This window comes from Massilia sp. Masssp93 (genome assembly GCF_059491295.1).
Genome location: NZ_CP168502.1, coordinates 523,742 through 547,284, shown reverse-complemented (window position 1 = coordinate 547,284; position 23,543 = coordinate 523,742). Strand labels below are relative to the sequence as shown.

Genomic DNA, 23,543 nt, shown 5'->3' with positions numbered 1-23,543 from the left:
ACGGCACGAGCCCAGGAGGAAAAGCTTTATTCTAAGGGGAAACTTGAACACCCCGTAGCGCCGGGCGCCGCAATCGCACGCGGGCGGCGCGCCGCCGCAACACAGTGGCCAGGACGTCAATGGCACTTTGACAGGCCATGCACTACAATCGGCCTTTCACTCTGAACAACAAGGGAAAACCATGTCCATCACCACCACGAATTCCGGCTTGCAATATGAAGACACCGTCGTCGGCAGCGGCGCCGAGGCGAAGGCCGGCAACCACGTGACCGTGCACTACACCGGCTGGCTGCAGAACGACGACGGCAGCACCGGCGTCAAGTTCGACTCCAGCAAAGACCGCAACGACCCGTTCCAGTTCCCGCTGGGCGCCGGCCACGTGATCCGAGGCTGGGACGAAGGCGTGCAGGGCATGAAGGTCGGCGGCGCACGCCGCCTGATCATCCCGGCGAGCCTCGGCTACGGCGCACGCGGCGCGGGCGGCGTGATTCCGCCGAATGCCACGCTGATCTTCGACGTCGAGCTGCTGGACGTTTGATTTACGTCTGCGCCTGGTGGGCACAGGGTGCCCACCAGGCAGCTGTAGGGTGGGCTCCCCGAGCCCACGAAGCAGACCGAGCAATTCTTCTAAAAACCCGCCGAACGGGGTGTGATCCCGACACGATGCGCTAAGATGCCCGCACATCGTCAAAGGAGTTACCATGAGTTTGCAAGAACAGTTCGCCCAGGCCCAGCTCGATTCGAAGAATCTGCCGGAGCGTCCGGACAATATGACCCTGCTGAAGATCTACGCGCTGTTCAAGCAGGCGTCGAGCGGCGACGTGGGCGGCGAGCGTCCCGGCTTCACCGACATGGTCGGCCGCGCCAAGTACGACGCCTGGGCCGCGCTGAAAGGCACGGCGCAGGACGAGGCGATGCAGCAGTACGTCGACCTGATCGACGAACTGAAGGACCAGTAATCAGGCGTTGAACGTCTTGCGCATGCTTTCCCCCACCTTCTGTTCGATGGTGGACGCGAAGGCACTCATCAGGAAGCCCAGCTTGATGCGCAACGCGGCCTGGCGCTCGCCCAGGGTGAGCGCCCCTTCGACGCCGCTGCGCGCGAAACGCAGTACGTCGCCCTCCCATTGGCAACTCAATCCATATTCACGGGCCAGCTTGTCCGCCACCTTCTGCGCGGCGGCGCGCGCGTCGGTCTGACTCAGGCTGTGCGGCTGGGTGATGCTGATGTCCGGCATGCGATTTCCTTACTGATTCAAATCAAACAAGCCCGCCATCATGCCAGTTGATGGGCGCAAAGGCCAGCGCTTGCCTGGAGAATAATCAATTGATGAGCCTCAATGTCGCTATCGGGTAAGGGGCGACCATGCCTCGTATGCATCAAGGAGGAAGCGATCATGGACTCATCCGCCCCCACCCGCCGCCCGCGGTTGCCCGTCGGGTTCGTGCCGACGCCGAGCAGCGCCTACCGCCAGCACCGCAAGGCCGCGCAGCTGCTCGACCAGCCGGGCAAGCCGCGCCCGCAGGCCGGCCCCGGCAGCCCCTCGGCGCCCGAAGCCGGCCAGCCGGCCGACGTCCCCCTGCCCTACGCGTCCGGCGCGCGCGTGCTGATGTGGAAGCAGGACCCGTCGGTCGACGAGATCGGCACGCGCAAGGTGTTCCTGCCCGGCGTCGTGCTGGCCGGCCCGCGCGACGCGCGCATCGTGCTGGCGTCGGGCGATACCGCCATCCCGCCCGTCGAACCGAATGCCTTCGGCGACTTCGTGACGATGCCGGACACCCCGCAGTTCGACGCCGTCCACACGTTCGCCGTCGTGCGCCAGACCTTGACGATGTACCAGCGCGCGCTGTCGACGGCGGGCAGCGCGATGCCCCTGCCCTGGCAGTGGAACAGCAGCACGGACACGTCGCCGCTGCAGGTCTGGCCATACGGCCTGCCGAACGTGATGAACGCCTATTACAGCCGCGCGCAGGCCTGCCTGAAATTCGGCGACTTCGTCCCCGGCGGAGACACGGCGCGCGTCTACACGTGCCGCTCGTTCGACATCGTCTCGCACGAGACCGGGCACGCCGTGCTCGACGGCCTCAAGCCGCAATGGCTGCTGGCCGACAATCCGCCGCAGACGGGCGGCCTGCACGAGTCGTTCGGCGACCTGACGGCGATCTTCCTGGCGCTGTCGCAGCTCGACCAGTGCGACGCCGTCGTCGCCCAGACCAAGGCGCACCTGCACGATAAAACCTTCCTGGCCGACATCGCCGAGCAGTTCGGCCTGGCCCTGGGCAGCACGACCGGCCTGCGCAATGCCGACAACGACCTGACCCTGTCGCAGGCCGGCACCGAGGTGCACGCGATCTCGCAAGTGTTCACGGGGGCCGTCTACGACATCCTGGCCGACGTGTTCGCCTTCGAGCGCAATCCCGCGCTGGAAGATTGCGCCAGCGTCCTGCACCGGGTCGCCGGCTGGCTGCGCGGGCTCGTGCTGCGCGCGCTGATCGCCGCGCCGGACGCGGCCGCCACGTATGCCGACGTGGCCAACGAGATGCTGCGCATCGCAAACGACGACGGCAAGCCGCAGCCGGTCATCAACGCGATCCGCGACCGCTTCGCCCAGCGCGAAGTGTTCGCCGTGCCGGCCGGCCTCACGAGCGACCATCCGGCCGGCCTGCGCCTGCTGCCGCTCGTGACGGACGCGCCCGGCGCCCGCCAGGACCGGCGCGCCTGCTGCGGCACGATGAACCTGGCCGAGTACTACGACGTCGAACGGGTGCTGCAGGCGGAAGCGGATGCGCTGGCGCGCTGGTGCGCCGAACACGGCCGGCTCGGGCCCGCCGGCGCAACCCCGCCGGCGGCGCAGACATCCCTGGCGCTGACGGCCGTCACGGTGACGGATGCCGCCGGAACGGCCGTCGCGACGACCGCGGTCGTCGACCTGCCCGCGTCGACATGACCCGCCCGACGGGCCCGTTTCCCGGGCCTGCCGGGGCCGCCAGCACACATTTGCTTATGTGTATTGTGTATAAGCCTGATTTGTCGTAGAAGCAGAATTGCCCTAAAATACAGTGCTTTGCCGCGTCCGGCGAACGGGCGCGTCGGAAAACCTGCTGCGCGTTGCACTGTCATTTTGCGATGCTCGCTGTACTGCTCGTACGGCTGCGCTTCTCGAATGCCATTGCTGCCGCTCGCGAGGGTTTTTCGAGGTGCCCGAACGTTCCCTGTAAAAGTCACGCGCCGCCGCCTCCACTCACTGATAGGACTGTTATGACCCACGTTGTCACCGAATCGTGCATCCGTTGTCGCTATACCGACTGCGTGGATGTATGCCCGGTAGATTGTTTCCGGGAAGGCCCGAATTTCCTCGCCATTGACCCGGACGAGTGCATCGACTGCGCCGTGTGCGTGGCGGAGTGCCCGGTCAACGCGATCTACGCGGAAGAGGACGTGCCGTCGGACCAGCAGCAATTCATCAAGCTTAACGTCGAGCTGGCGCGCCACTGGCCGTCCATCACCAAGACCAAGCCGGCCCTGCCCGACGCGGAGGAGTGGAAGGACGTCAAGAGCAAGCTGGACCAACTGGCCCGCTAAACAACTTCAGACCCAACTCAGTATCAGGGTCGCGCCAAACCGTAGCGAGCGGCGGCAGAAGTGGTCGAGAAGCGCAGCCGTACTGGCGTACGGCGCGCATCGCAGGCCGCTTTGCAACGCGCAGCAGGTTCGGCGTGCCCCCTTCATAGGAAATTAGCATGACTACGACCCCCGAAGCGGGCACCATCGCTCCCAACAGCTCCTTCGCCGGCGCCATCGAAGCCGATGCCGTGATCATCGGCGCGGGCCCGGTCGGCCTGTTCCAGGTGTTCGAGCTGGGCCTGCTGGAGATCAAGGCCCACGTGATCGATTCGCTGCCGGCCGTCGGCGGCCAGTGCGTGGAACTGTACCCGGACAAGCCGATTTACGACATCCCGGCCGTGCCCGTCTGCACCGGCCAGGAACTGACCGACAACCTGCTCAAGCAGATCGAGCCGTTCGAGCCGACCTTCCACCTGGGCCAGGAAGTCACGACCGTCCAGCGCCGTGAAGACCACCGCTTCAACGTCGAGACCTCGACCGGCACCCGCTTCATCACCAAGACCATCTTCATCGCGGCCGGCGTCGGTTCGTTCCAGGCGCGCACGATCAAGGTCGACGGCATCGAGAAGTTCGACAACAGCCAGCTGTTCTACCGCGTCAAGGATCCGAGCCTGTTCGAAGGCAAGAACCTCGTCATCTGCGGCGGCGGCGACTCCGCGCTGGACTGGGCGCTGAACTTCGTCGGCAAGGCCGAGTCCGTCGTGCTGGTGCACCGCCGCGAAGACTTCCGCGCAGCGCCCGCGTCCGTCGCCAAGATGAAGCAGCTGTGCGAAGAATACGAAATGCAGTTGATCACCGGCCAGGTCACCGGCTTCGACGAAAAGGACGGCCAGCTGTCCGAAGTCAAGGTCACCGGTGCCGACGGCGTGACCCGCCGCGTGCCGCTGGACATGCTGATGGTGTTCTTCGGCCTGTCGCCGAAGCTGGGCCCGATCGCCGAATGGGGCCTGGACATCGAACGCCGCCAGCTCAAGGTCATGGACACGGAAAAGTTCGAGACCAACGTGCCGGGCATCTTCGCCGTGGGCGACATCAACACCTACCCGGGCAAGAAGAAGCTGATCCTGTCGGGCTTCCACGAAGCCGCGCTGGCCGCCTTCGGCGCCGCGCCGTACATCTTCCCGGACAAGAAGATTCACATGCAGTACACGACGACCTCGCCGAAACTGCACAAGATCCTCGGCGTCGAGACACCCGTGTTCGACTGATCGTTCCGTAACGCCGGTACGACGAAAATGCCCCGCCCGTGCGGGGCATTTTTCTTATGTAGTGCACTTAACGAACCGGGTCCGGACAATGTGATACTAATGGTGCAATGCAGTAATAACTGATTTCGACTCAGGCTCGATGTTGCCCCGCGCCAAGCCGAATGAGCCTATAATTGATCGAACACGTTGCGCAATCGATTTCAGGTGCGCACAGAGTCACGAAGGAAAAAATTATGCTTTACCAACTGCACGAAATGCAACGCTCCTTCCTGAACCCGCTGATGCAGTGGGCCGATGCCTCTGCCAAACTGTTTTCGAATCCGGTGTCACCGTTCGCGCACACCCCGTTCTCGCAGCGTATCGCTGCCGGCTACGAGCTGATGTACCGCCTCGGCAAGGACTACGATAAACCTGCTTTCGGCCTGAACTCGACCATCATCGACGGGAAGACGGTCGGCATCGTTGAACGCGCGGTCGTCAGCAAGCCGTTCTGCAAGCTGCTGCACTTCAAGAAGGACATGAACGACGGCGACTTCGCCGCGCTCGAACAGCCGACGGTGCTCGTCGTGGCCCCGCTGTCCGGCCACCATTCGACGCTGCTGCGCGACACCGTCCGCGCGCTGCTGCCCGGCCAGGATGTCTACATCACCGACTGGGTCGACGCGCGCATGGTGCCGATGTCGGACGGCCCGTTCCACCTGGACGACTACATCTATTATGTCCAGGATTTCATCCGCCACCTGGGCCCGGACGTCCACGTGATCTCCGTCTGCCAGCCGACCGTGCCCGTGCTGGCCGCGATCTCGCTGATGGCGACGAACAAGGACGCGAAACTGCCCAAGACGATGGTCATGATGGGCGGTCCGATCGACCCGCGCAAATCCCCGACGGCCGTCAACGACCTGGCCATCGAAAAACCGTTCTCGTGGTTCGAGAACACGGTGATCTATGCCGTGCCGGGCAATTACCCGGGCTTCGGCCGCAAGGTCTATCCTGGCTTCCTGCAGCACGCCGGCTTCATCGCCATGAACCCGGGCCGCCACGCCCAGAGCCACCGCGAGTTCTACCAGCACCTGATGCGCGGCGACGACGATTCGGCGGAAGCGCACCGCAAGTTCTACGACGAGTACAACGCCGTCCTCGACATGCCGGCCGAGTATTATCTGGAAACGATCAAAACGGTATTCCAGGAATTCCGCCTGCCCAAGGGCACGTGGGAAGTGGGCGGCCAACTCGTGCGTCCGCAGGACATCAAGAACGTCGCGCTGTTCACCATCGAAGGCGAGCTGGACGACATTTCCGGCGCCGGCCAGACCCACGCCGCACACGAGCTGTGCAGCGGCATCCCGGCCGACAAGCAGCAGACGTTCACGGCACCGAAGTGCGGCCACTACGGCATCTTCTCCGGCCGCCGCTGGCGCGAAATCATCTGCCCGATGATCGGCGAGTTCATCCGCAAGAACGCCTGAGCGTTGCCTGCACCCATAAAAATGCCGCGGCCGAAACCGCGGCATTTTTCATTGCGGCGCCAGGCGCCGGCAGGTCAGGCGGCGCGGGCGTACGTGCCGCCCGCCTCGATGGTCCAATGCAGTCCGAACCGGTCGATGACGACGCCATAGTGCTCGGCCAATGTCGTCGCGCGCAAGGGCACGCGGATATTGCCGCCCTCGCCCAGCGCCTGCAGCACCCGGCCGGCCTCGTCCGCGCTCGCCAACTGCAGGCTCACCGAAAAGCCGCGGAAGGCCAGGTCGCCGGCATGCTCCGCGCCGGACAGGTACAGGGTGGTGGAACCGACGCGCAATCCTGCACGCAGGATCATGCCCGGGCTGCCGGGTTGCAGGTATTGCGGCGGACCGTCGGGCACCGCCGTCAGCTGGAACAATACCTCGGCGTGGAGAATGTCACGATAAAAGGACAGGGCTTCGGCGCACAGGCCGGGAAAATAGATCGTTGGAATCGCTTGCATGAAAGTCGTTGAATCCATGAATGGAAAGTGGATGGCCCACCGAGCGACCTTCTTGCGATCGACGGGAAGGAAGTCGGGCCTCGCTTACGTTACTTGCGCTCGGCAGGAATACGTGGTTCACGATGGCCTCCTTTCTTCTGTTGATGGCGCGTCAAGTCTAAAGCAGATTGCTGCCGGGCTCAAGACGCAAAAGCCGCTCCCGCGTCGGCAGGAACGGCCAGGCGATTCACCTGCCGGGGCCGCCGTCAAGGCAGCCCGCGGCGTCAGTGATTGATGATCAGGTCCGCGATAATGCCGGTGGCAACGGCCGCCAGCACGTAATCGCCACCCGTCTGCACCCAGTGGTAGCCCCGTGGCGGCGGCCGCAGATTGTGGTCGCGCCAGTTATCCACGACATATTGATGGTTGCGGTAGCGGCTCGGCAGATGGCCGCCGCGCCGGATGTCGTGGTTGGGTCCGGCACCATCCCAACGGCGGTCGCCACCATGACCCTCGTCGCCGTAACGGCCGCCGCCGCGGGCCTGGTAGCCGTCGTGGCGGTCGTCATTGCGGCGATCGTTGCCGCGCCAGTCGCTGCGGTCGTTGCCGTGCCGGTCGCTGCGGTCGCCGCGGTCGTGGTCGCGCTGGCTGTACGGTCCGTCGCCACGGCGGCTGTCGTCGCGGTCGCCGCCGTGATAACGGTCCTGGGCAAAGCTCGATGCGCCGGCCGCGCTCAGCAGCGCCGCCAGCAACGTGGACATCGCGAGGTGCTTCCTGTTCATAAGACCCTCCATGTAGTTCATTGCCTGGACACCAGTAGACCACCGGACTCAGCCTGCATCCGTTCGTTGCAGCACGAAACCATGCAAATTGGATTAACCGCCGGCATCGGAGGGGCATTTCGACTGGCTCGGGCTTTTAGCGGATAATGTCGGTTTATCCAGTTTCGAACCAGCATCGCCGTGACCAAGACGCTCGCCGACCAGATCGAAGACCTGCTGCCGCAGACCCAGTGCACCAAGTGCGGCTATCCCGCCTGCCGCCCGTATGCGGAAGCGATCGCGCGCGGCGAGGCCGGGATCAACCAATGCCCGCCCGGCGGCATGGAAGGCGTCGCGCGGCTGGCGCGGGTCACCGGGCGGCCCGTCATTCCGATCAACCCGGCCAACGGCGTCGAGCGTCCGCGCCCCGTCGCCTTCATCGACGAAAGCCTGTGCATCGGCTGCACCTTGTGCATCCAGGCGTGCCCCGTCGACGCGATCCTCGGCGCGGCCAAGCAGATGCACACGATCATCCCGAGCCTGTGCACGGGCTGCGACCTGTGCGTGGCGCCCTGCCCGGTCGACTGCATCGCCATGATCCCGCTCACGGACGACCCGGCCGGCGAACCCACCGGCTGGGCCGCGTGGTCGCAGGAACAGGCCGACGCCGCCCGTGCGCGCCACGACTTCCGCAGCGCGCGCCTGCGCCGCGAAAAGGAAGAGAACGATGCGCGCCTGGCCGCCAAGGCCGTCGAAAAGATGCGCGCCGTGACGGCGGAAGAGACGAATACGGCGGAAGAGCTGGCGGAAAAGGAACGCAAGCGCGCGATCATCGCCGCCGCCATCGAGCGCGCGAAGCAGAAGGCCGCCACGCCGCCCGCTCCGGACAACAAAGAATAAGCACCGATGAATCCCGCCAAACGCCTCGAGATCTTCACGCGCTTCCGCAACGCCAATCCGCATCCCACCACCGAGCTCGAATACACGACGCCGTTCGAACTCCTGATCGCCGTGCTGCTGTCCGCGCAATCGACGGACGTCGGCGTCAACAAGGCCACGCGCCGCCTGTACCCGGTCGCGAACACGCCGCAGGCGATCCTCGACCTGGGCCTGGACGAACTCAAGACATACATCTCGACGATCGGCCTGTACAACAACAAGGCGAAGAACGTCATCGCCACGTGCGAGATCCTCGTGAACCAGTACGGCGGCGAAGTACCGCAGTCGCGCGAGGCGCTGGAGGCCCTGCCCGGCGTGGGCCGCAAGACGGCGAACGTCGTGCTGAACACCGCGTTCGGCGAACCGACGATGGCCGTCGACACGCACATCTTCCGCGTCGCGAACCGGACGAAGATCGCGCCCGGGAAGAACGTCGACGAGGTCGAACGGAAGCTGCTGAAATTCGTGCCGAAGGAATTCCTGCACGACGCGCACCACTGGCTGATCCTGCACGGCCGCTACACGTGCGTGGCGCGCACGCCCAAGTGCTGGAACTGCATCATCAACGACCTGTGCGAATACAAGGACAAGACGCCGGCGCCGAAGGACGCGTGATGCCGGATCGTCAAGCATGGCCGGCCGCGGAGGTCTCCGGTATCATCCGGGGATGAACGAGATTTCTTTCCTTCCGTTTGTCATTGGCGTCGCCGGCGGAAGCGGCAGCGGCAAGTCGACGGTGTCCCAACAGGTGCTGGCCTCCTTCGGCGCCGACATGGTCTCGGTCGTGATGCAGGACGACTACTATCGCGACCAATCCGACCTTCCGCCCGAAGTCCGCCGCAAGCAGAATTACGACCATCCCGACGCCTTCGACTGGCCGCTGCTGGTACGGCACGTCCAGGCCTTGCGCAACGGCGAAACGATCGCGATGCCGGAGTACGACTTCACGATCGACAACCGCTCCACCCGCACCATTCCGGTCAAGCCGGCCCCGGTCGTCGTGATCGAAGGCCTGTTCGCCTTGTACGACGCGGACCTGCGCGACATGATGTCGCTGAAAATCTTCGTCGACACCGCTCCCGACGTCCGCTTCATCCGGCGCATGCAGCGCGATATCGCCGAACGTGGCCGTTCACTGGAGAGCATCGTCGGCCAGTACCTGGACACCGTGCGGCCGATGCACAAGCAATTCATCGAACCGACCAAGCGCCACGCGGATGTCATTTTGCCCCACGGCGCGAACGACCCGGCCGTCGACATCATCACCACCAAGGTCGCGAGCGTCATCGGCCGGTTGCGGCGCCCCTGACGCGTGGACCGAGGTGATGCCGTTCACTTCGTGAGGACCAGCGAAAAGAAGATCCGGGTCGGCCCGTTCGACAGCTTGAAGAACAGCTTGTTGCGACCCTTCCTGAAGTGCACCACGCGCGTGCCCTCGTTCAGGTTGTAGTCGCGTACAAAGGTGTTCTTCGTCTCGTAGACCAGGCCGAAGAACGAGTCCTTGTTGACGTTCCCGCCTTTCCAGACCAGCCGGTCGTTGAGCCACAGTTGCGCATCGTCGTCCGCGCCGACCCAGATCGTCAGGTCCTGCTCCGCGTCGAGCATCAACTCCGTATAGCCGTAATACACGGCGTCTTCCGCGTGCACGGGCGGTTCGAGGGGATAGTGCGCCATGTCGACGTAATCCCATTTGACGAGGCGTCCGCCCTTGCCGCGATATGCAGCGTCCAGCACGACGCCCTGCTCGGGCGGATGGCGGTAATTGGCAAACAGCCCTTCGCCGTGCCGCCCGTCGAATGGACCGATCACGTACCAGCGGTTGACCCAGACGCGGTTCGCATACGTGCCGCCGGGGCCGATCATCGTGCCCGCGCCCTTGAGCATGGTCGCCGCGTCGACGGTCGGAACGTGCGCGGCGCCACCGCCGAAGAAGGCGCCCATGCGGCCGGTGTAGGCCTGCGTCGCGCGATCCGGCATGTCGGGATTCGCGAACGCGACGATCCGCTCCAGCGCCCCGCTGCCGATGCCTTGTCCGGGCTGGCCGTTGCCGTTGCCGTTGCCGTTGCCGTTGCCTTTACCTTTGCTGTTGTTGATACCGCCCTGCGTCGCACCTGTCGCGCCGGCCGCGACCTGCATGCCGTTCTGCTGCTGTTCCAGTTGCTGGCGGCGCTGTTCCAGCGCGTCGCGCGCCTTCGCTTCGAGCTGTTCGATCTGCGCGGCCGCTGCGGCGGCATCCTTCGGCGGCGTGACGGGCGGCGCTTCCGGCCTGGGCGTTTCCGCGATCTGCTTCAGTGCCTTTTCCTTCGGGATGTCGAGCAGCTGCGCCAGCCGTTCGGCCTTCGTGTCGCGCTCGATGTCATCGATCTTGCGCGCCAGCTCCCTCGCCTGTTTCAGCAATTCCTCCGGCGCCTTCGGCTGCGCGCTGAACTGCACGTCGTCGTCCTTGTCCGCGGCAGGTTGCGCGGCCGCGCTTTGCTCGAGCAGGGACTTGATCCGCTCCATGTCGTGCACGCGCTTTTCGAGGCGGGCCTGGGCCGTCAGCCGCGCGCCCGATTCGACCTGCCGTTGCTGCCGCTCGCGCTGGGCGAGCTCGATGCGCTGGCTGCCCAGGTGGTAGAGCGCGATGAGCGGCACCGCATGCAGGACCAGCGCCGCCACCAGGAACGGATGCCGCCGGATGGGGGCAAACGCCGGTGCGAACGTCGGTGCGTCGTCGAAGGCCATCGTCAGCGCGTGTGCATCGAGACCCGGGTCAATCCCTCGAACTGGCAGAGATCGAGCACGTGCACGATGTCCTGGTAGCGCGCGGCCTGGTCGCCGTCGATGCGGATCGGCCGCGCGGGATCACGCGCCGCCTCGCGCTTGAGCAGGTCGTGCAGGGCTTGCGTCGACACCTGCTTGCCGTCGATGTAGAGCGCACCCTCGGCGTCGACGCCGATGGCCAGCGGCGCCGCGCCTGCCGTGGCACGGTCGAGGCTGACCTGCGACGTGGGCAGCACGATGTGCATGTCCTTCTCGGGCTTCTTGCCGTCCGGGTGCTTGAACGACGTCGCCGCCATGAAGAACATCAGCAGGAAGAAGATGCAGTCGATCAGCGCGATCAGGCCGATCTCGGGCTGCTCGTCGTCGCCGAGGTCAATGCGCATGGACCACCTCCAGCGTGCGCGCCGGCATGCCGTCCAGCACGCGGTTCAGCTGGCGCTCCAGCGCGATGCCGATGCCGACCATCCGGTTGCGGAAAACGTGGTGCATGGCCAGCGACGGCAGCGCCACCGACAGCCCGGCCGCCGTGTTGACGAGGGCCTTCGAGATGCCGCCTGCCAGCAGGGTCGGATCGCCCATGCCGTTGAAGGCGATGACGTGGAACGATTCGATCATGCCGACGACGGTGCCCAGCAGCCCGACGATCGGCGCGACCGTCGCCACCACGTTCAGCGCGTACGCCTTCTGCTGCTGCAGGCGCAATTCGACGCCCGCCATCTCCGCCACGCGCGCCGCCAGCTTTTCGGCCGGCAGGTGCCGGTGCTCGACCATCCAGTCGAGGATGCGCGCGAGGCTGCTGCCGCTGCCGGCCACCCGCTCGCGCAGCTGGTCGAAACGCCCCGCGCGCCACAGCGTTTCCGCTTCGGCCGCCAGATCCGGCGGCGCCACCTTCTCCAGCCGGAAGTTGACGAGCCGCTCGAGCGTCACGGCCAGCGCCAGCACGGACAGCGCGCCGATCGCGACGATGCCCAGGCCGCCGTGCGCCAGTTCGGCGGCGAAGTTCAGGCCCTGCGCCCGGGCCGGGGATGCAAGCAGCAACAAACCGTACGGGCCGAGGCGGGACAATCTGGACATCGTTTTCCTTTCTGTGGAAACAACGGATCAGGCGCCAATGTAGCACAGTATCTTCACCGTTCAACAACGCTTTTACTACAGATGCGCAATATTTATTTCCATTTAGTGGAATTCATAAATGCCATTTACATGAAAAAGGCGCCCGCGGCGCCTTTGGTCGTCCATTGCGGATGGCTCAGCGAAAACTGAAATGCTTGTGCCCGAGATAGCTGGTGAACACCGGCACGACGACGCCGACGCCGTGCGCGATCTCGCGCGCGAACAGCGTGACGCCCAGCGCGGGCAGCGCCCAGTTCACGAGCAGCATGCTGATCGCCCACGTCTGCGCGACGGCCACCACGTTCACGAGGATGAACCAGCCGGCCGCGTGGTGCGTGGCCTGCCGGCTCTCGCGGAACACGAACAGCTTCGCCAGCACGAACGCCGTGATCATGCCCGTGATGTACGCGCAGATGACGGCACTGGAAAACGGCATCGTGCGGTTGTACAGGATGCGCGAGCCGAAGTTGACGGCCGCGGCAAAGCCTCCCGTCAGCAGGAAGACGAGGAACTGGCGCGATGCGAAATTCCTGATCACGCGCCCGCCTCGCGCGCCATCTTGCGGCCGAAATCGATGCTCTCGGAGATGCCGCGGTCTTCCGGATAGTAGTACGACGTATCCGCGACCCACAGCCCGCCCACGGGCAGCTTGGCCGGCGGCAGGCGGTCCAGGTAGCCCGGCTCGCAGATCGGCTGCGCGTAGCGGTAGCGGCTCGCGCGCATGTCGACGAAATCGGCATCCGTGAGCGCCGGGTTGATCTTCATGAGGTAGCGCTTGACCTTGTCGAGGAAGGCCTGGTCCGGCTCCGCGAACTTGGGATGCTCGCCCGGCATGTAGAACGGCACGTAGACGATGTGCTGGTCGCCCATCGGCCGCAGGTTCGTGTATTCGACGAGACCGGGAATGTCCATCTCCTCGTCGTTCGTGTTGAGCCAGAAGTTCTCCGTCACGGGCTTCTTCAGCTTCGCGATCACGCACACGACGGCGATGTTCTTCTTGGAGCGGAACGCATCGAGCGTCGCGGGCGGCAGGTCCGGCATCACGCGCGGCACGTACGGCAGCGGAATCGTGCTGATCACCTTGTCGAACGCCTCGAACCGGCCGCCCGCCTCCACGCCCTTCACCTTGCCGTCTTCGATGACGACCTTCGTGGCCGGCGTCTTGAGGCGCAGGTCGCCGCCATGCCGTTCGATGTCGGCGCGCATCGCTTCGAGCAGCGTCGCGGAACCGCCGTCCATATAGCCCAGCTTTTCCTTGAACAGGTTGTAGCGCGAGCGGCCGATGCGGCGGATGCGGCTCCAGATCCACGCGGCGGACAGGTTGTCGCTGTAGTCGTAGAACTTGTAATCGAACAGGCGGCGCCACAGCACTTCCCACGCTTCCGCGCCGACGTTGCGCTTGATCCAGCCGCTCGCCTCCACGTGGTCGAGGGGCTTCCAGTCGTCGCGCTTGGTCGACAGGAAGGCGTGCAGGCCGTAGCGGAACTTGGCGGCGAAGCTCAAGCCGCGGAACTTGAGCAGCGCGACCGGGTTGCCCCATTCCTGCACCTCGTTGCGGTACCAGTAACCCATTTTCGTCGCGACCCAATGCATCTTCGCCGCCAGCCCCAGCTCGTCCAGCACCTTCAAAAAGGCGTGGTCGGAGATCGCGTGGAAGTGATAGTAGCGCTCGATCGACGTACCGGAAAAATCGAAGTGCGCGGCCATGCCGCCCACGCGGTCGTCCGCTTCGTAGACGACGGGCTGGTGGCCGTCGCGCGCCAGTTGGTAAGCCACGGCGAGGCCCATCGGCCCCGCCCCCAGGACGGCAATACGCTGCTTCATTCAGAACTCCAGGACGACGTTGCTGTATTTCGGATCGTTGAAGGTTTCGTCGATGGCCTGCGCGAACGGGGTGCTCCGCACCTTGAACATGCCGGGCCAGTCGATCACCTCGAAGCTGTCGCGCGCGACGAGCGCCGCCAGCTGCTGCGTCGTGAACGGCGGGTTGCTGTCGAACTTGCCCCACACCCAGAGCAGCGCGTAGAACAGGCCGTACGGGATCTTCACGATGGGCGTCTTCGCGCGGGTCACGCGCTTGATCTCGCGGATGATGTCGATGTAGTCGACTTCCTCGTGGCCCGAGATGTTGTAGACGCCCGTGATGGACGGGTCCTCGATGCAGCCGATGATCACGTTGCAGAAATCCCCCACGTACAACGGCTGGCGCATGTAGCGGCCGTGGCCCGGGATCGGGAACACGGGCACCTTGCTCATGAAGCGCGACAGCCAGCCCAGGTGCTTGCGGTCGAACCAGCCGAACATCAGCGTGGGCCGCAGCACCGGACACGCGATGCCGCTCGCGAGCACCATCGCTTCCTGCTCGCGCTTGCTGCGCGTATAAAAATCGTCGGCGACCGAGACGACGACCGAGGAGCTGATCGCGACGAGGCGCGTGTTCGGCTGCGTCTTGATGATGTCGAGCTGGTGGCGCGTCGCGTCGACGTTGTTGCGCACGAAGTCCTGCCAGTCGTTGCCGCCGATCTGGGCCTGCAGCATGACGACGGTGGCGCCGTCGGTGAAATGGCGCGACCACTCGCCCGGCTCGGCCAGGTCGGCGTATTCGACGGTGATGTCGGGCTGCACGCGGCGCAGCACGTCGAGGTTGGCGCGGTGCTTGTCGAGCACGACGATGTTGCGGTAGCCGCGCGCCATGAGGCGGGCCACCAGGTTTTGTCCGACCAGCCCGGCGCCGCCGGGCAGGATGATCTTGCGGTCCAAATCGGTCATGGGTTGTCCTTCCTGATGCCGTACAGCGACAGGCCGAGCAGGCGGGCGTCCGGCGAGAGATCGAACTGCTTCGGCGAAGTCGGGTTGTCGATCTTGAGTTCGATGTGCTGGGGCGCCGTCGGCTCGGGCCCGAGGTCGAGCGTGAAGCGGTGGCGGATCTCGATGAAATTGAAGTGCGCCGTGCCCGCCGGCCTGCCGTTCGCGAAGGCTTGCACGCTCAGACGGATTTCGCCGTTCGGCACGAAGCTGCCCAGGTCCAGCGTCAGCATGCGGCCGCGCGCGGGGTCGGCCGGCAGGTTGATCTCGGCCACGTGACCGTCCGTCCACACGAAATCGCCCTCGATCGTGCCCCATCCCTTGCCGAGGATTTGCCTGAACGCGTCGGGCGCATCCTTCACGGTGAGATAGGCGAACGGCCGCGGCGGCGCGCCCTTGCGGTACAGCGCGAGCCCGAACGTTTCGATGTCGGGTTCACCCCGCGCCACGTTGGGGGCATCGACCTGCTGCACGTAGTAACGGCGATTGTGCTCCACTTCCTCGGGACGGCACCTGGCCGGGCGCGTGTTCGAGATGTGCCAGCCTTCGTTGATGCACACGAGGTCCACGTGCTGGCGCTTCGCATAGGCCTGCAGCCCCAGCGTATTGCCCCAGACGACGCCCCACGTGCGCATGTCCGGGTCCAGGTCGAGCACGATGCGCCCGTCGCCGGGCAGCGCGTGCAACTGGTCGTACAGGCCGACGACGCCGGGCTGGTTGTAGAAGACCTCGTACATCGGCGTCGCGCGCTCGACGTGCGCGGTGCCGGCCAGCGCCGCCACCGAGAGGACGGCCGCGGCGATGTTGCCGGCACGCTTGCCCATGAGGCGGCACGCGTACAGCACGACGAGGGCGACGCACATGGCGGGCACCGCGTAATAGAAGACGGCGACGTAGTCCTGGTGCAGGTCGTCGACGCCGACCTTGGCGTAGTACAGCACGGCGAGCGTCGCGGCCACGAAAGCGATGGCGAGCGCGCGCGTGCCGCGCACGAAGTCGGACTGGCGCGCGTCCGCCTTCGCGTCCTTGGCCAGCAGCACGGCGAACAGCGGCACGGCCAGCAGTGCCCACATCGACGCCTGGCCGAGGCGCCAGTAGATGCCGACGAATTTCAGCGCCTCCAGCGGCGGGTTGCCCTTGTTGCCGCGGCCGAACTTGATGTAGTCCCACAACGGCCCGGGCCATTCCGTCACCGTGGCGATCAGGAGCGGAACGAGGAACAGGAACAGGATGCCGCAAGCCATGAGGACATCGCTGCGATGACGGCCGAACCAGGCGCGCGACAGGATGCGGTGCACGCGGTCGCGGCGCGCCACGATGGCGTTCGCGACGAGCACCACGATCAGGATCACGCCCAGCATCGGCATGAACGAGGCGTGCCCGTTGATCAGGAAGCCGCTGGACACGGCGAGCGGCGTCAAGGTATCGGTCCGGCCGTACACGAGCGGCGCGATGGCGATGACCATCGCCGCGTACGGGAAGACGTACAGGTGCGGGAACCAGATGCCGTTGATGATGGAATAGGCGCTGCTTGCTGCGCCCAGCACGAGCAGCGCCGTGAACATCAGCGCCGGCAACAGCGTCCCGGTGATGCGGCGCACGAGCGCACACACCAGCACTATCCAGCCGGCGTTGTACAGGATCCCGCCCAGCAGCTGGCCGGAAAACGCCGACGGCACGACGTGCAGCCAGTCGTGGAACACCAGCTCGCCGAACGCCAGCACGTACAGGATCGCGGGGCCGGGATGATTGAAGCCCACGCGCGAATAATTGCCGTAGATGAGGTGCAGCCGCTTGGCGTCCTGGATCAGCAGGCTGTTGGCGGCGAAGTCGCTCACTTCGTAATTGACGTTACGGAGCATGGGCCATTCGAAGGCGACGAGCGCCGCGACGACCAGCAGGAACAGCACGGCCCAGGTGAGCAAGGACGGCGCACCGCGCGCGGCGGACATGGACAGGGTGCCGCTGCGCGGCAGTTCTCGGGTATCCAGCATATGCCTGCTCGCTCAAATATTCATTTTGTTGAACACGAACGCCGGCAGGTGGCGGATGATCATCATGATCACGAACCACTTGCCCGGCGCGTACACCACCGGCTTGCCGGCGGCAGAACCATCCACGATCAGGCGCGCCACCTGTTCGACCGGCGCGAGGCCGCGCTGCGGCAGGTGCGCCGTCATCGGGGTCGCCGTCGGACCCGGCTTGACCAGCACGACCTTCAACGCGCTGCCGCTGCCGGCCAGGCGGTGCTGCAGGCCCTGCGCATAGCGCGTGACGAGGCCCTTGGCGGCGCCGTACACGTAGTTCGAGCGGCGCCCGCGGTCGCCCGCGACGGAGCCGATGATCGTGATGACGCCGCCCACCGGCTCCATGTGGCCCGCGAACGCTTCCGCGAACAGCACGGGCGAGACGCCGTTCACGTCGAGCGCTTCGTACGCGGCGTCGAGGTCGCGCTGGCATTGCTGCTGGTCGGGCAGCGAGCCGTGTGCGATCAGCACCTGCTGCGGCATGCCGTCCGTGACGATGGCGTCGGCCAGCGCACGGATGGCGCGCGGGTCGGAGAAGTCGGCGGTGCGGACCGTGACGCTCGAGCCGGGGCTGCGCACGCGCAGGTCGGCGGCCACGCGTTCCAGCCGGCCCGCATCGCGCCCGACCAGCGTCAGCGCGACACGGCCCCGGGTCGCCCACAGGCGCGCGCAATGCTCGGCGATCGAAGAAGTCGCACCGACGATCACGATGCGTTGGAGGGAGTCCTGCATATCAGCTTCCTATCAGACGGCGCGACATGGCCGAGCTGATGCCCGGGTCGCGGTATTGCAAGAATTCGGCGAGGCGCGGGTAGCCCGACTCGAACAGGTCGCGCGGCATGCGCGCATCCTTGGCGGCGTAGATGCGACCGCCCGCGTCGCGCACGATGGCGTCCAGGCGCTCGAACAGGGCCGCGGTTTGCGCGCCGCGGTTGGGAAAGTCCAGCGCCAGCGTGACGCCGGGCTGCGGAAAACTCATCATGCCGCGGCTCGCGCGGTCGCCGAAGGTTTTCAGCACGGCCAGGAACGAACCCTGTCCCGACGCCTTGATCGCCGCCAGCATCGCCTGGATGGCGGCGCGTCCCACCGCGCGCGGCACCACGCTCTGGTACTGGTAGAACCCGCGCGGACCGTACATGCGGTTCCAGTCGTGCAGGTTGTCGAGCGGGTAGGTGTAGTTTTCGAAGTGCGCGACCGCGTAGCCGGCCTTGAACGTGTTGGCGCGGAAGTAGGCTTCGTTGAACGCGCGCAGCGAGAGACCGTTCACGAGCGACACGGGCGGCACGAATGGCACGCGCTTCGGCTTGCGTCCGGACTGCGCGATGCGATCCGGGATCTCGGCCAGGTTGGCGCGGAAGAACAGGCCGCGGCCGATGCCGGACAGGCAGTCGACCCACGACACGGTCTGCTCCCAGCCCGCCTCGGACGTGTCGGCCAGCGCGAAGAATTCGTCGAGGTTGCGGTACGGGACGGTGTCCGTCACGAGCCAGGGACCGGCGACCTTGCGCAGCTGCAGCTCGGCCTCGACGATCACGCCCGTCAGGCCCATGCCGCCGACGGTCGCGGCGAACCAGGCCGGTTCGCGATCCGGGCCGCAATCGATGACGCGGCCGTCCGTGCGCGCGAGGCGCAGGCCGAGCACGTGGTCGCCGAAGGAACCCAGCACGTGGTGGTTCTTGCCGTGGACGTCGTTGGCGATGGCGCCGCCGACCGTGATCATCTGCGTGCCCGGCGTCACGGGCAGCAGCCAGCCGTGATTGACGCTCATGCGCTGGATGTCGCGCAGCAGCACGCCCGCTTCGCAGCGCAGGCGGCCGCTGGCGGGATCGAAGGCGATGAAGCGGTCCAGGCCCGTCATGCGCCACAGGCGGCCGTCCGGGTTCAGGCAGACATCGCCATAGCTGCGCGCATTGCCCTGCGCGAGGCCGCGGCCGCCGGCGACGGCGCGCACGGCCTGGTCGCGGTCGGAGAACGGCACCAGGTCGTGTTCGTGGCTGTCCAGCCGGCCCCACGACGAGACTCTTACCATGGCCACCCGAGCGCGCCGATGACGAGCGCGGCGCCGAACGCGAGTCCGGCCAGCCGGCTGGCGCGGTCCTTCACGGCGAACACCACGGGGTCGTCGTGCATGTGGCCGCGGTGCGCCTGCATCCAGATCCAGCTGATCCAGAAGATCAGCACGGGCACGGTGCCCCACACGGCTTCCGGACGCGCGTACAGCTCCAGCACCACGTCGCTGTTCAGGTACAGCGCCAGCACGACGGCCGACGCATAGCCGGCGGTGACGCCGAGGTTCAGCACGAGCGGCTCGTCGCTGGTGTAATAACCGCGGCCGTGCACCTTCTGCTTGCCGGACAGCGCCTGCGTCTGCAGCTCGGCGTAGCGCTTGACGAAGGCCAGCGACAAGAACAGGAACACGGAAAACGCCAGCAGCCAGAACGACAGCGGCATCGACAGCGCGGCCGCGCCGGCCGTGATGCGCAAGGTGTACAGCATCGCGAGCGTGATGCAGTCGAGGAGGATCACCCGCTTCAGGCCCCACGAGTACACGCACGTCAGCACGAAATAAAACAGGAGCCAGGGCAGGAACGTGCCGCCGACCATGGCCCCGAGCGCGAGGCTGACGGCGAGCAGCACGGGCGCCAGCAACACGCCCTGCCACGCGGGCACGGCGCCCGACGCGAACGGGCGCAGGCGCTTGCGCGGGTGGGCGCGGTCGCTCTCCAGGTCGAGCAGGTCGTTGGCGATGTAGACGGTCGACGCGCACAGGCTGAACGACACGAACGCCAGCACGAGGGTCAGCCAGCCGTCGATATCGGTCACGCGGTGCGCGGCCAGCAGCGGCACGAACAGCAGCAGGTTCTTCATCCACTGGTGCACGCGCAGCACCTTGCGCCAGGCCGTGAAGCCGCGCTTCTGCGGCGGGAACTCGCGCTCGACGCTGCACAACTCGGCCGCCTTGCGCGCGAGGCCGCGGGCGCCGTTGACGACGATGGCGCGGCGCGCGCGGCGCCACACTTTCAGGTCGGCGCTGGAATTGCCGACGTAGTCGAAGTTGCCGTGGCCGTAGTGCCGCTCCAGCGCGTCGGCCTTGTGGTCGCCGGCCAGGTTGACGTCGCCGTCGCTGGCCAGCACGTCGTCGAACACGCCCAGGTGGCTGGCCACCGCATCCGCAATGGTGCGGTCGGACGCGGTGCACAGCACGATGCGGCGCCCCGCCGCGCGTTCTTCCTTGAGCCAGTCCAGCAGCGATTCGTTATACGGCAGTAGCGACGCGTCGAAGCTGCTGCGGCTGGCCAGCCGGCTCTTGAGGACGGCCTTGCCCTGCAGCAGCCACAACGGGATGCGCAACACGTCCAGCGGACGGTCGCGCGATACCCGCAGCGCGGATTCGTGCAGCATGTCGGTATGGATCAGCGTGCCGTCCAGGTCGACGATGAGGGGAGCCGTATTCAATTGGATGTCCTGCAGGAGATTGGCGCACTGTGCAGTACCGCCAACACTGTGAAATACTTAATAGCAAAAGTTCAGTATTATAACCGAGCAATATGAACGGCTTCTTGATTTCATCCTCGCGCGCCGGGCTTTTATTGTAAGGATTTGTCATCTTTTTCGACAACGAGGTCACGATGTTTTCCCACGTCTTCATCGGCGTCGTCGATTTTGAACGGGCGCTCGCGTTCTACACGCCGCTGATGGCGGCACTGGGCCTGGAAGAGCGCTTCTGCGACCGCGCGCGGCCCTGGGCCGGGTGGCAGATTCCCGGCCAGGCGCGCCCCCTGTTCCTGATCGGCGCCCCGTACGACGGCCAGCCGCATGCACCCGGCAACGGCCAGATGGCCGCCCTCCTCGCCCCCGGCCGCACGGCCGTCGATGCGGCGTACGCCGTCGCGCTGGCGCACGGCGGCAGCGACGAGGGCGCGCCGGGCCTGCGCCCTCACTACCACGCGCATTATTACGGCGCGTATCTGCGCGACCCGGACGGCAACAAGCTGTGCGTGGTGTGCCACGACCCGGCCTGAAGGAACACGCCATGCATCTCCGGCCGGGGGCGTTCGATCCGGGTGACAATGCGCGTATTTATGGCCGGGGGCGGCGTGCTACTGTCGCGCCAAGTTTTCAACAACCCGCGGAGACACCATGCCCCTGTTTTCCCTGCGCGCCCGCGCCATCCCATCCATCCTGCTGGCCTTCGGCGGCACCTGCGCCGCGCTGTCGGCATGCGGCCAGAAACCGCCCGCGGACATCCGCAAGACCATCGAGGACGCGCGCCGGGAAAACGAGGCACTGACAGCCAAGCTCGCGGCGCTGCCGGCCCAGTGCACGCTCGGCGACGCCCGGGGCGCGGCGGGCCAGTGGCTCGCCACCACGAATGCCGCGCCGGCCCCCGGTCAGCCGTACGCGTTTGTCTTCACGTTCAAGGAATCCATCCGTGCTGGCGCCTTCCGCATCGCGCTGAATCCGCAAGCCCTGCAACATCTCGACAAAGTGGAAAGCCGGGACGCCCAGGGCACGTGGAGCGTGGCCTGGACCGGCGCACAGGCCGGCGCACCGGCGGGCTGCGAATTCGTGAAGGTCGCGCAAAAGTTCGCGTTGGGCGAGCGCGACGTCGCCGCGCTGCGCATCACCATCCGTCCCGACAAGGAAAAAATCATGGTCGGCGACGCTGCCGTGCTCAAGGCCGACTGAGCGCAGGCCAGGCGGGATCAGGGCAGCGTCACGCGTGGGCACGTTTCGTTTGAGGCCCCTGGCCTCAAACGCCCACCCTACACGCCGGCCAGGCGCGATCAGAGCAGGACGAGATTATCCCGATGCACGAGTTCGGGCGCCTCGACGTAGCCGAGGATGCCCTCGATCTCGCTCGACGCGTGGCGCATGATGCGTTTGACTTCGCCGCTCGTGTAATTGGTGAGGCCGCGCGCGATCTCGTTGCCCGCGTCGTCCACGCAGCCCACGAGGGCGCCGCGTCCGAATTCGCCGCGCACGGCAGTCACGCCGATCGGCAGCAGCGACTTCCCTTCCTTCACGAGCTTCTGCGCGGCGCCGGCGTCCAGTACGAGCGTGCCGGCCGTGTGCAGGTGATCGATCATCCACTGGCGGCGCGCGGTCAGGCGGGCCGTCGGCGCCGTCAGCTGCGTGCCGATCGCTTCGCCGTGCGCGAGCCGGGTCAGGACGTTGTCCTCGCGGCCCCAGGCGATCACCGTGTGCGCGCCCGAACGGGCGGCGCGCTTGGCTGCCAGCACCTTCGTCAGCATGCCGCCGCGCCCGATATTGCTGCCGGCGCCGCCGGCCATCGCTTCGAGCGACGTGTCGCCGGCCTGCGCTTCCCCGATCAGCCGTGCTTGTGGATCCTTGCGCGGATCGGCCGAGTACAGGCCCTTCTGGTCGGTCAGGATCACGAGGGCATCCGCCTCGATCAGGTTGGCGACGAGCGCGCCCAGCGTGTCGTTGTCGCCGAACTTGATTTCGTCCGTGACGACGGTGTCGTTCTCGTTGATGATCGGGACGACGCCCAGGCGCAGCAAGGTGGTGAGCGTGGAGCGCGCGTTCAGGTAGCGTTCGCGGTCCGCGAGGTCGGCGTGCGTGAGCAGCACCTGCGCGGTCTTGACGCCGTGGCTGCGGAAGCTCGTTTCGTAGATCTGCGCGAGGCCCATCTGGCCGCAGGCGGCGCAGGCCTGCAGTTCGTGGATGTCGGTCGGGCGCGCGGTGAAACCGAGGCGCAGCATGCCTTCGGCGATGGCACCGGACGACACCAGCACGACTTCCTTGCCGAGCGAGCGGAGCGAGGAGATTTGCGCGGCCCAGCGCGCGATGGCGCCGTGGTCGAGGCCCCGGCCTTCGTCGGTGACGAGCGATGAGCCGACTTTGACGATGATGCGGCTGGATTTCAGGATGACTGAATTGACGACAGAGTTCATGGCGACGGTCGGATTGACAGGAAGCGTCCTTGCGGGCGCAGGCCGATCAGCGCCAGGCCGACCGCCAGCTCGATCCCGCTGACGACGAACAATAAGCCCTGGGGCAGGCCGATCGCGAAGGCCGCGACGAAGCGGCCAAGCGGCTGCGCCAGGATGAACAATGCTGCGAGGTCGCCGAGGATGGGCTGGTCGCCCTGCCTTGCCGCCAGCAGAGCCAGCCCCGCGGTGGCGAGGCGTACTCCGACGTAGAGGGCGTAGAACTGGCTGTAGCCGTTCACGCCGACGAGGAACAGTCCCATCGCATCCGCCATCCGGTCCGGATTCAGCAGGGCCGCGAGCGCAGCCAGCGACTGCGCCGTGGCGCAGGCCGACAGCAACTGGCCGCGCAGGCGCGCGCGCCGCGCGCTGCTTGCGATGTGGGCGATGGAGACTGCCAACG

26 protein-coding genes are annotated in these 23,543 nt (G+C 66.2%); 11 read left to right on the top strand and 15 right to left on the bottom strand.

Going from position 1 to position 23,543, the window contains the following annotated elements; translation table 11 throughout:
• The first annotated feature begins 181 nt into the window (after positions 1-181).
• Positions 182-538: an FKBP-type peptidyl-prolyl cis-trans isomerase gene (locus tag ACEN9Q_RS02510; protein WP_056438928.1), complete on the top strand. Its 357-nt coding sequence runs from the start codon at positions 182-184 to the stop codon at positions 536-538.
• Positions 539-701: 163 nt separating this feature from the next.
• Positions 702-959 (top strand): acyl-CoA-binding protein, encoded by a 258-nt coding sequence (locus tag ACEN9Q_RS02505; RefSeq protein WP_056438922.1) that lies wholly within the window; start codon positions 702-704, stop codon positions 957-959.
• Here ACEN9Q_RS02505 and ACEN9Q_RS02500 read toward each other — a convergent pair whose 3' ends face one another.
• Entirely contained in the window at positions 960-1,238 is a 279-nt protein-coding gene (locus ACEN9Q_RS02500) for a polyhydroxyalkanoic acid system family protein (protein WP_056438919.1), read from the bottom strand.
• Between the two features lie 159 nt (positions 1,239-1,397).
• Between ACEN9Q_RS02500 and ACEN9Q_RS02495 the strand changes: the two genes are divergently transcribed.
• The 4 genes from ACEN9Q_RS02495 to ACEN9Q_RS02480 all read left to right on the top strand — a co-directional run bounded on the left by ACEN9Q_RS02495 (position 1,398) and on the right by ACEN9Q_RS02480 (position 6,302).
• Positions 1,398-2,948 carry a hypothetical protein gene (locus ACEN9Q_RS02495; protein WP_495627252.1) on the top strand — a complete coding sequence of 517 codons (1,551 nt, stop codon included), beginning with the start codon at positions 1,398-1,400 and terminating at the stop codon, positions 2,946-2,948.
• 311 nt (positions 2,949-3,259) lie between these two features.
• A complete protein-coding gene (gene fdxA / locus ACEN9Q_RS02490) occupies positions 3,260-3,583 on the top strand; it encodes a ferredoxin FdxA (protein WP_056438916.1) in 324 nt (107 codons plus the stop codon).
• A gap of 158 nt (positions 3,584-3,741) precedes the next feature.
• A complete protein-coding gene (locus ACEN9Q_RS02485) occupies positions 3,742-4,833 on the top strand; it encodes an NAD(P)/FAD-dependent oxidoreductase (protein WP_495627251.1) in 1,092 nt (363 codons plus the stop codon).
• Between the two features lie 233 nt (positions 4,834-5,066).
• Entirely contained in the window at positions 5,067-6,302 is a 1,236-nt protein-coding gene (locus ACEN9Q_RS02480; protein ID WP_495627250.1) for a polyhydroxyalkanoate depolymerase, read from the top strand.
• Between the two features lie 74 nt (positions 6,303-6,376).
• Here the strand turns inward: ACEN9Q_RS02480 and ACEN9Q_RS02475 are convergent, their stop codons facing one another.
• Positions 6,377-6,799, bottom strand: a complete 423-nt coding sequence (locus tag ACEN9Q_RS02475) for a VOC family protein (RefSeq protein ID WP_056438907.1) — start codon at positions 6,797-6,799, stop codon at positions 6,377-6,379.
• A 263-nt stretch (positions 6,800-7,062) separates the two neighbouring features.
• Complete coding sequence (locus tag ACEN9Q_RS02470; RefSeq protein WP_495627249.1) at positions 7,063-7,560, bottom strand: RcnB family protein; 498 nt, start codon at positions 7,558-7,560, stop codon at positions 7,063-7,065.
• A gap of 180 nt (positions 7,561-7,740) precedes the next feature.
• Here ACEN9Q_RS02470 and rsxB point away from each other — a divergent pair, with 180 nt between their 5' ends.
• From rsxB to udk, 3 genes are read left to right on the top strand one after another with little or no spacing between them, the layout of a single operon-like run.
• On the top strand, positions 7,741-8,439 hold the full coding sequence (gene rsxB / locus ACEN9Q_RS02465) for an electron transport complex subunit RsxB (RefSeq protein ID WP_056438901.1): 699 nt from the start codon (positions 7,741-7,743) through the stop codon (positions 8,437-8,439).
• A gap of 6 nt (positions 8,440-8,445) precedes the next feature.
• Positions 8,446-9,093: an endonuclease III gene (gene nth / locus ACEN9Q_RS02460; RefSeq protein WP_495627248.1), complete on the top strand. Its 648-nt coding sequence runs from the start codon at positions 8,446-8,448 to the stop codon at positions 9,091-9,093.
• Positions 9,094-9,109: 16 nt separating this feature from the next.
• A complete protein-coding gene (gene udk, locus ACEN9Q_RS02455; RefSeq protein WP_495627247.1) occupies positions 9,110-9,787 on the top strand; it encodes a uridine kinase in 678 nt (225 codons plus the stop codon).
• A 23-nt stretch (positions 9,788-9,810) separates the two neighbouring features.
• Here the strand turns inward: udk and ACEN9Q_RS02450 are convergent, their stop codons facing one another.
• From ACEN9Q_RS02450 to ACEN9Q_RS02405, 10 genes are all read right to left on the bottom strand, one after another.
• Complete coding sequence (locus ACEN9Q_RS02450; protein ID WP_495627246.1) at positions 9,811-11,202, bottom strand: hypothetical protein; 1,392 nt, start codon at positions 11,200-11,202, stop codon at positions 9,811-9,813.
• A gap of 2 nt (positions 11,203-11,204) precedes the next feature.
• Positions 11,205-11,624 (bottom strand): ExbD/TolR family protein, encoded by a 420-nt coding sequence (locus ACEN9Q_RS02445; RefSeq protein WP_056438890.1) that lies wholly within the window; start codon positions 11,622-11,624, stop codon positions 11,205-11,207.
• The gene (locus ACEN9Q_RS02440) at positions 11,614-12,315 is read right to left on the bottom strand and encodes a MotA/TolQ/ExbB proton channel family protein (RefSeq protein ID WP_157201765.1); all 702 of its coding nucleotides are present in this window, start codon (positions 12,313-12,315) and stop codon (positions 11,614-11,616) included. Before ACEN9Q_RS02440 ends, ACEN9Q_RS02445 begins: the two co-directional genes overlap by 11 nt.
• Before the next feature lie 175 nt (positions 12,316-12,490).
• Positions 12,491-12,892, bottom strand: a complete 402-nt coding sequence (locus tag ACEN9Q_RS02435) for a GtrA family protein (protein WP_495627245.1) — start codon at positions 12,890-12,892, stop codon at positions 12,491-12,493.
• Positions 12,889-14,178 (bottom strand): NAD(P)/FAD-dependent oxidoreductase, encoded by a 1,290-nt coding sequence (locus ACEN9Q_RS02430; RefSeq protein ID WP_495627244.1) that lies wholly within the window; start codon positions 14,176-14,178, stop codon positions 12,889-12,891. The genes ACEN9Q_RS02435 and ACEN9Q_RS02430 overlap by 4 nt, the downstream gene beginning before the upstream one ends.
• Positions 14,179-15,123, bottom strand: a complete 945-nt coding sequence (locus ACEN9Q_RS02425; protein WP_495627243.1) for an NAD-dependent epimerase/dehydratase family protein — start codon at positions 15,121-15,123, stop codon at positions 14,179-14,181.
• A complete protein-coding gene (locus tag ACEN9Q_RS02420; protein ID WP_495627242.1) occupies positions 15,120-17,153 on the bottom strand; it encodes a hypothetical protein in 2,034 nt (677 codons plus the stop codon). Before ACEN9Q_RS02420 ends, ACEN9Q_RS02425 begins: the two co-directional genes overlap by 4 nt.
• Positions 17,154-17,165: 12 nt before the next feature.
• Positions 17,166-17,918 carry an SDR family NAD(P)-dependent oxidoreductase gene (locus ACEN9Q_RS02415; RefSeq protein ID WP_495627241.1) on the bottom strand — a complete coding sequence of 251 codons (753 nt, stop codon included), beginning with the start codon at positions 17,916-17,918 and terminating at the stop codon, positions 17,166-17,168.
• A gap of 1 nt (position 17,919) precedes the next feature.
• Complete coding sequence (locus tag ACEN9Q_RS02410) at positions 17,920-19,215, bottom strand: FAD-binding oxidoreductase (protein ID WP_495627240.1); 1,296 nt, start codon at positions 19,213-19,215, stop codon at positions 17,920-17,922.
• Positions 19,209-20,642 (bottom strand): UbiA family prenyltransferase, encoded by a 1,434-nt coding sequence (locus ACEN9Q_RS02405; protein ID WP_056438870.1) that lies wholly within the window; start codon positions 20,640-20,642, stop codon positions 19,209-19,211. The genes ACEN9Q_RS02410 and ACEN9Q_RS02405 overlap by 7 nt, the downstream gene beginning before the upstream one ends.
• Positions 20,643-20,815: 173 nt before the next feature.
• On the opposite strand from ACEN9Q_RS02405, the gene ACEN9Q_RS02400 reads away from it, so the two are divergent.
• Together ACEN9Q_RS02400 and ACEN9Q_RS02395 are read left to right on the top strand one after the other, a co-directional pair.
• Positions 20,816-21,208 (top strand): VOC family protein, encoded by a 393-nt coding sequence (locus ACEN9Q_RS02400; protein ID WP_056438867.1) that lies wholly within the window; start codon positions 20,816-20,818, stop codon positions 21,206-21,208.
• A 118-nt stretch (positions 21,209-21,326) separates the two neighbouring features.
• On the top strand, positions 21,327-21,875 hold the full coding sequence (locus tag ACEN9Q_RS02395; protein ID WP_495627239.1) for a hypothetical protein: 549 nt from the start codon (positions 21,327-21,329) through the stop codon (positions 21,873-21,875).
• A 98-nt stretch (positions 21,876-21,973) separates the two neighbouring features.
• On the opposite strand, the gene proB is transcribed toward ACEN9Q_RS02395, so the two are convergent.
• Both proB and ACEN9Q_RS02385 read right to left on the bottom strand, forming a co-directional pair.
• The gene (proB, locus tag ACEN9Q_RS02390) at positions 21,974-23,104 is read right to left on the bottom strand and encodes a glutamate 5-kinase (protein ID WP_495627238.1); all 1,131 of its coding nucleotides are present in this window, start codon (positions 23,102-23,104) and stop codon (positions 21,974-21,976) included.
• A complete protein-coding gene (locus ACEN9Q_RS02385) occupies positions 23,101-23,541 on the bottom strand; it encodes a hypothetical protein (protein WP_056438861.1) in 441 nt (146 codons plus the stop codon). The genes proB and ACEN9Q_RS02385 overlap by 4 nt, the downstream gene beginning before the upstream one ends.
• Positions 23,542-23,543: the final 2 nt, after the last annotated feature.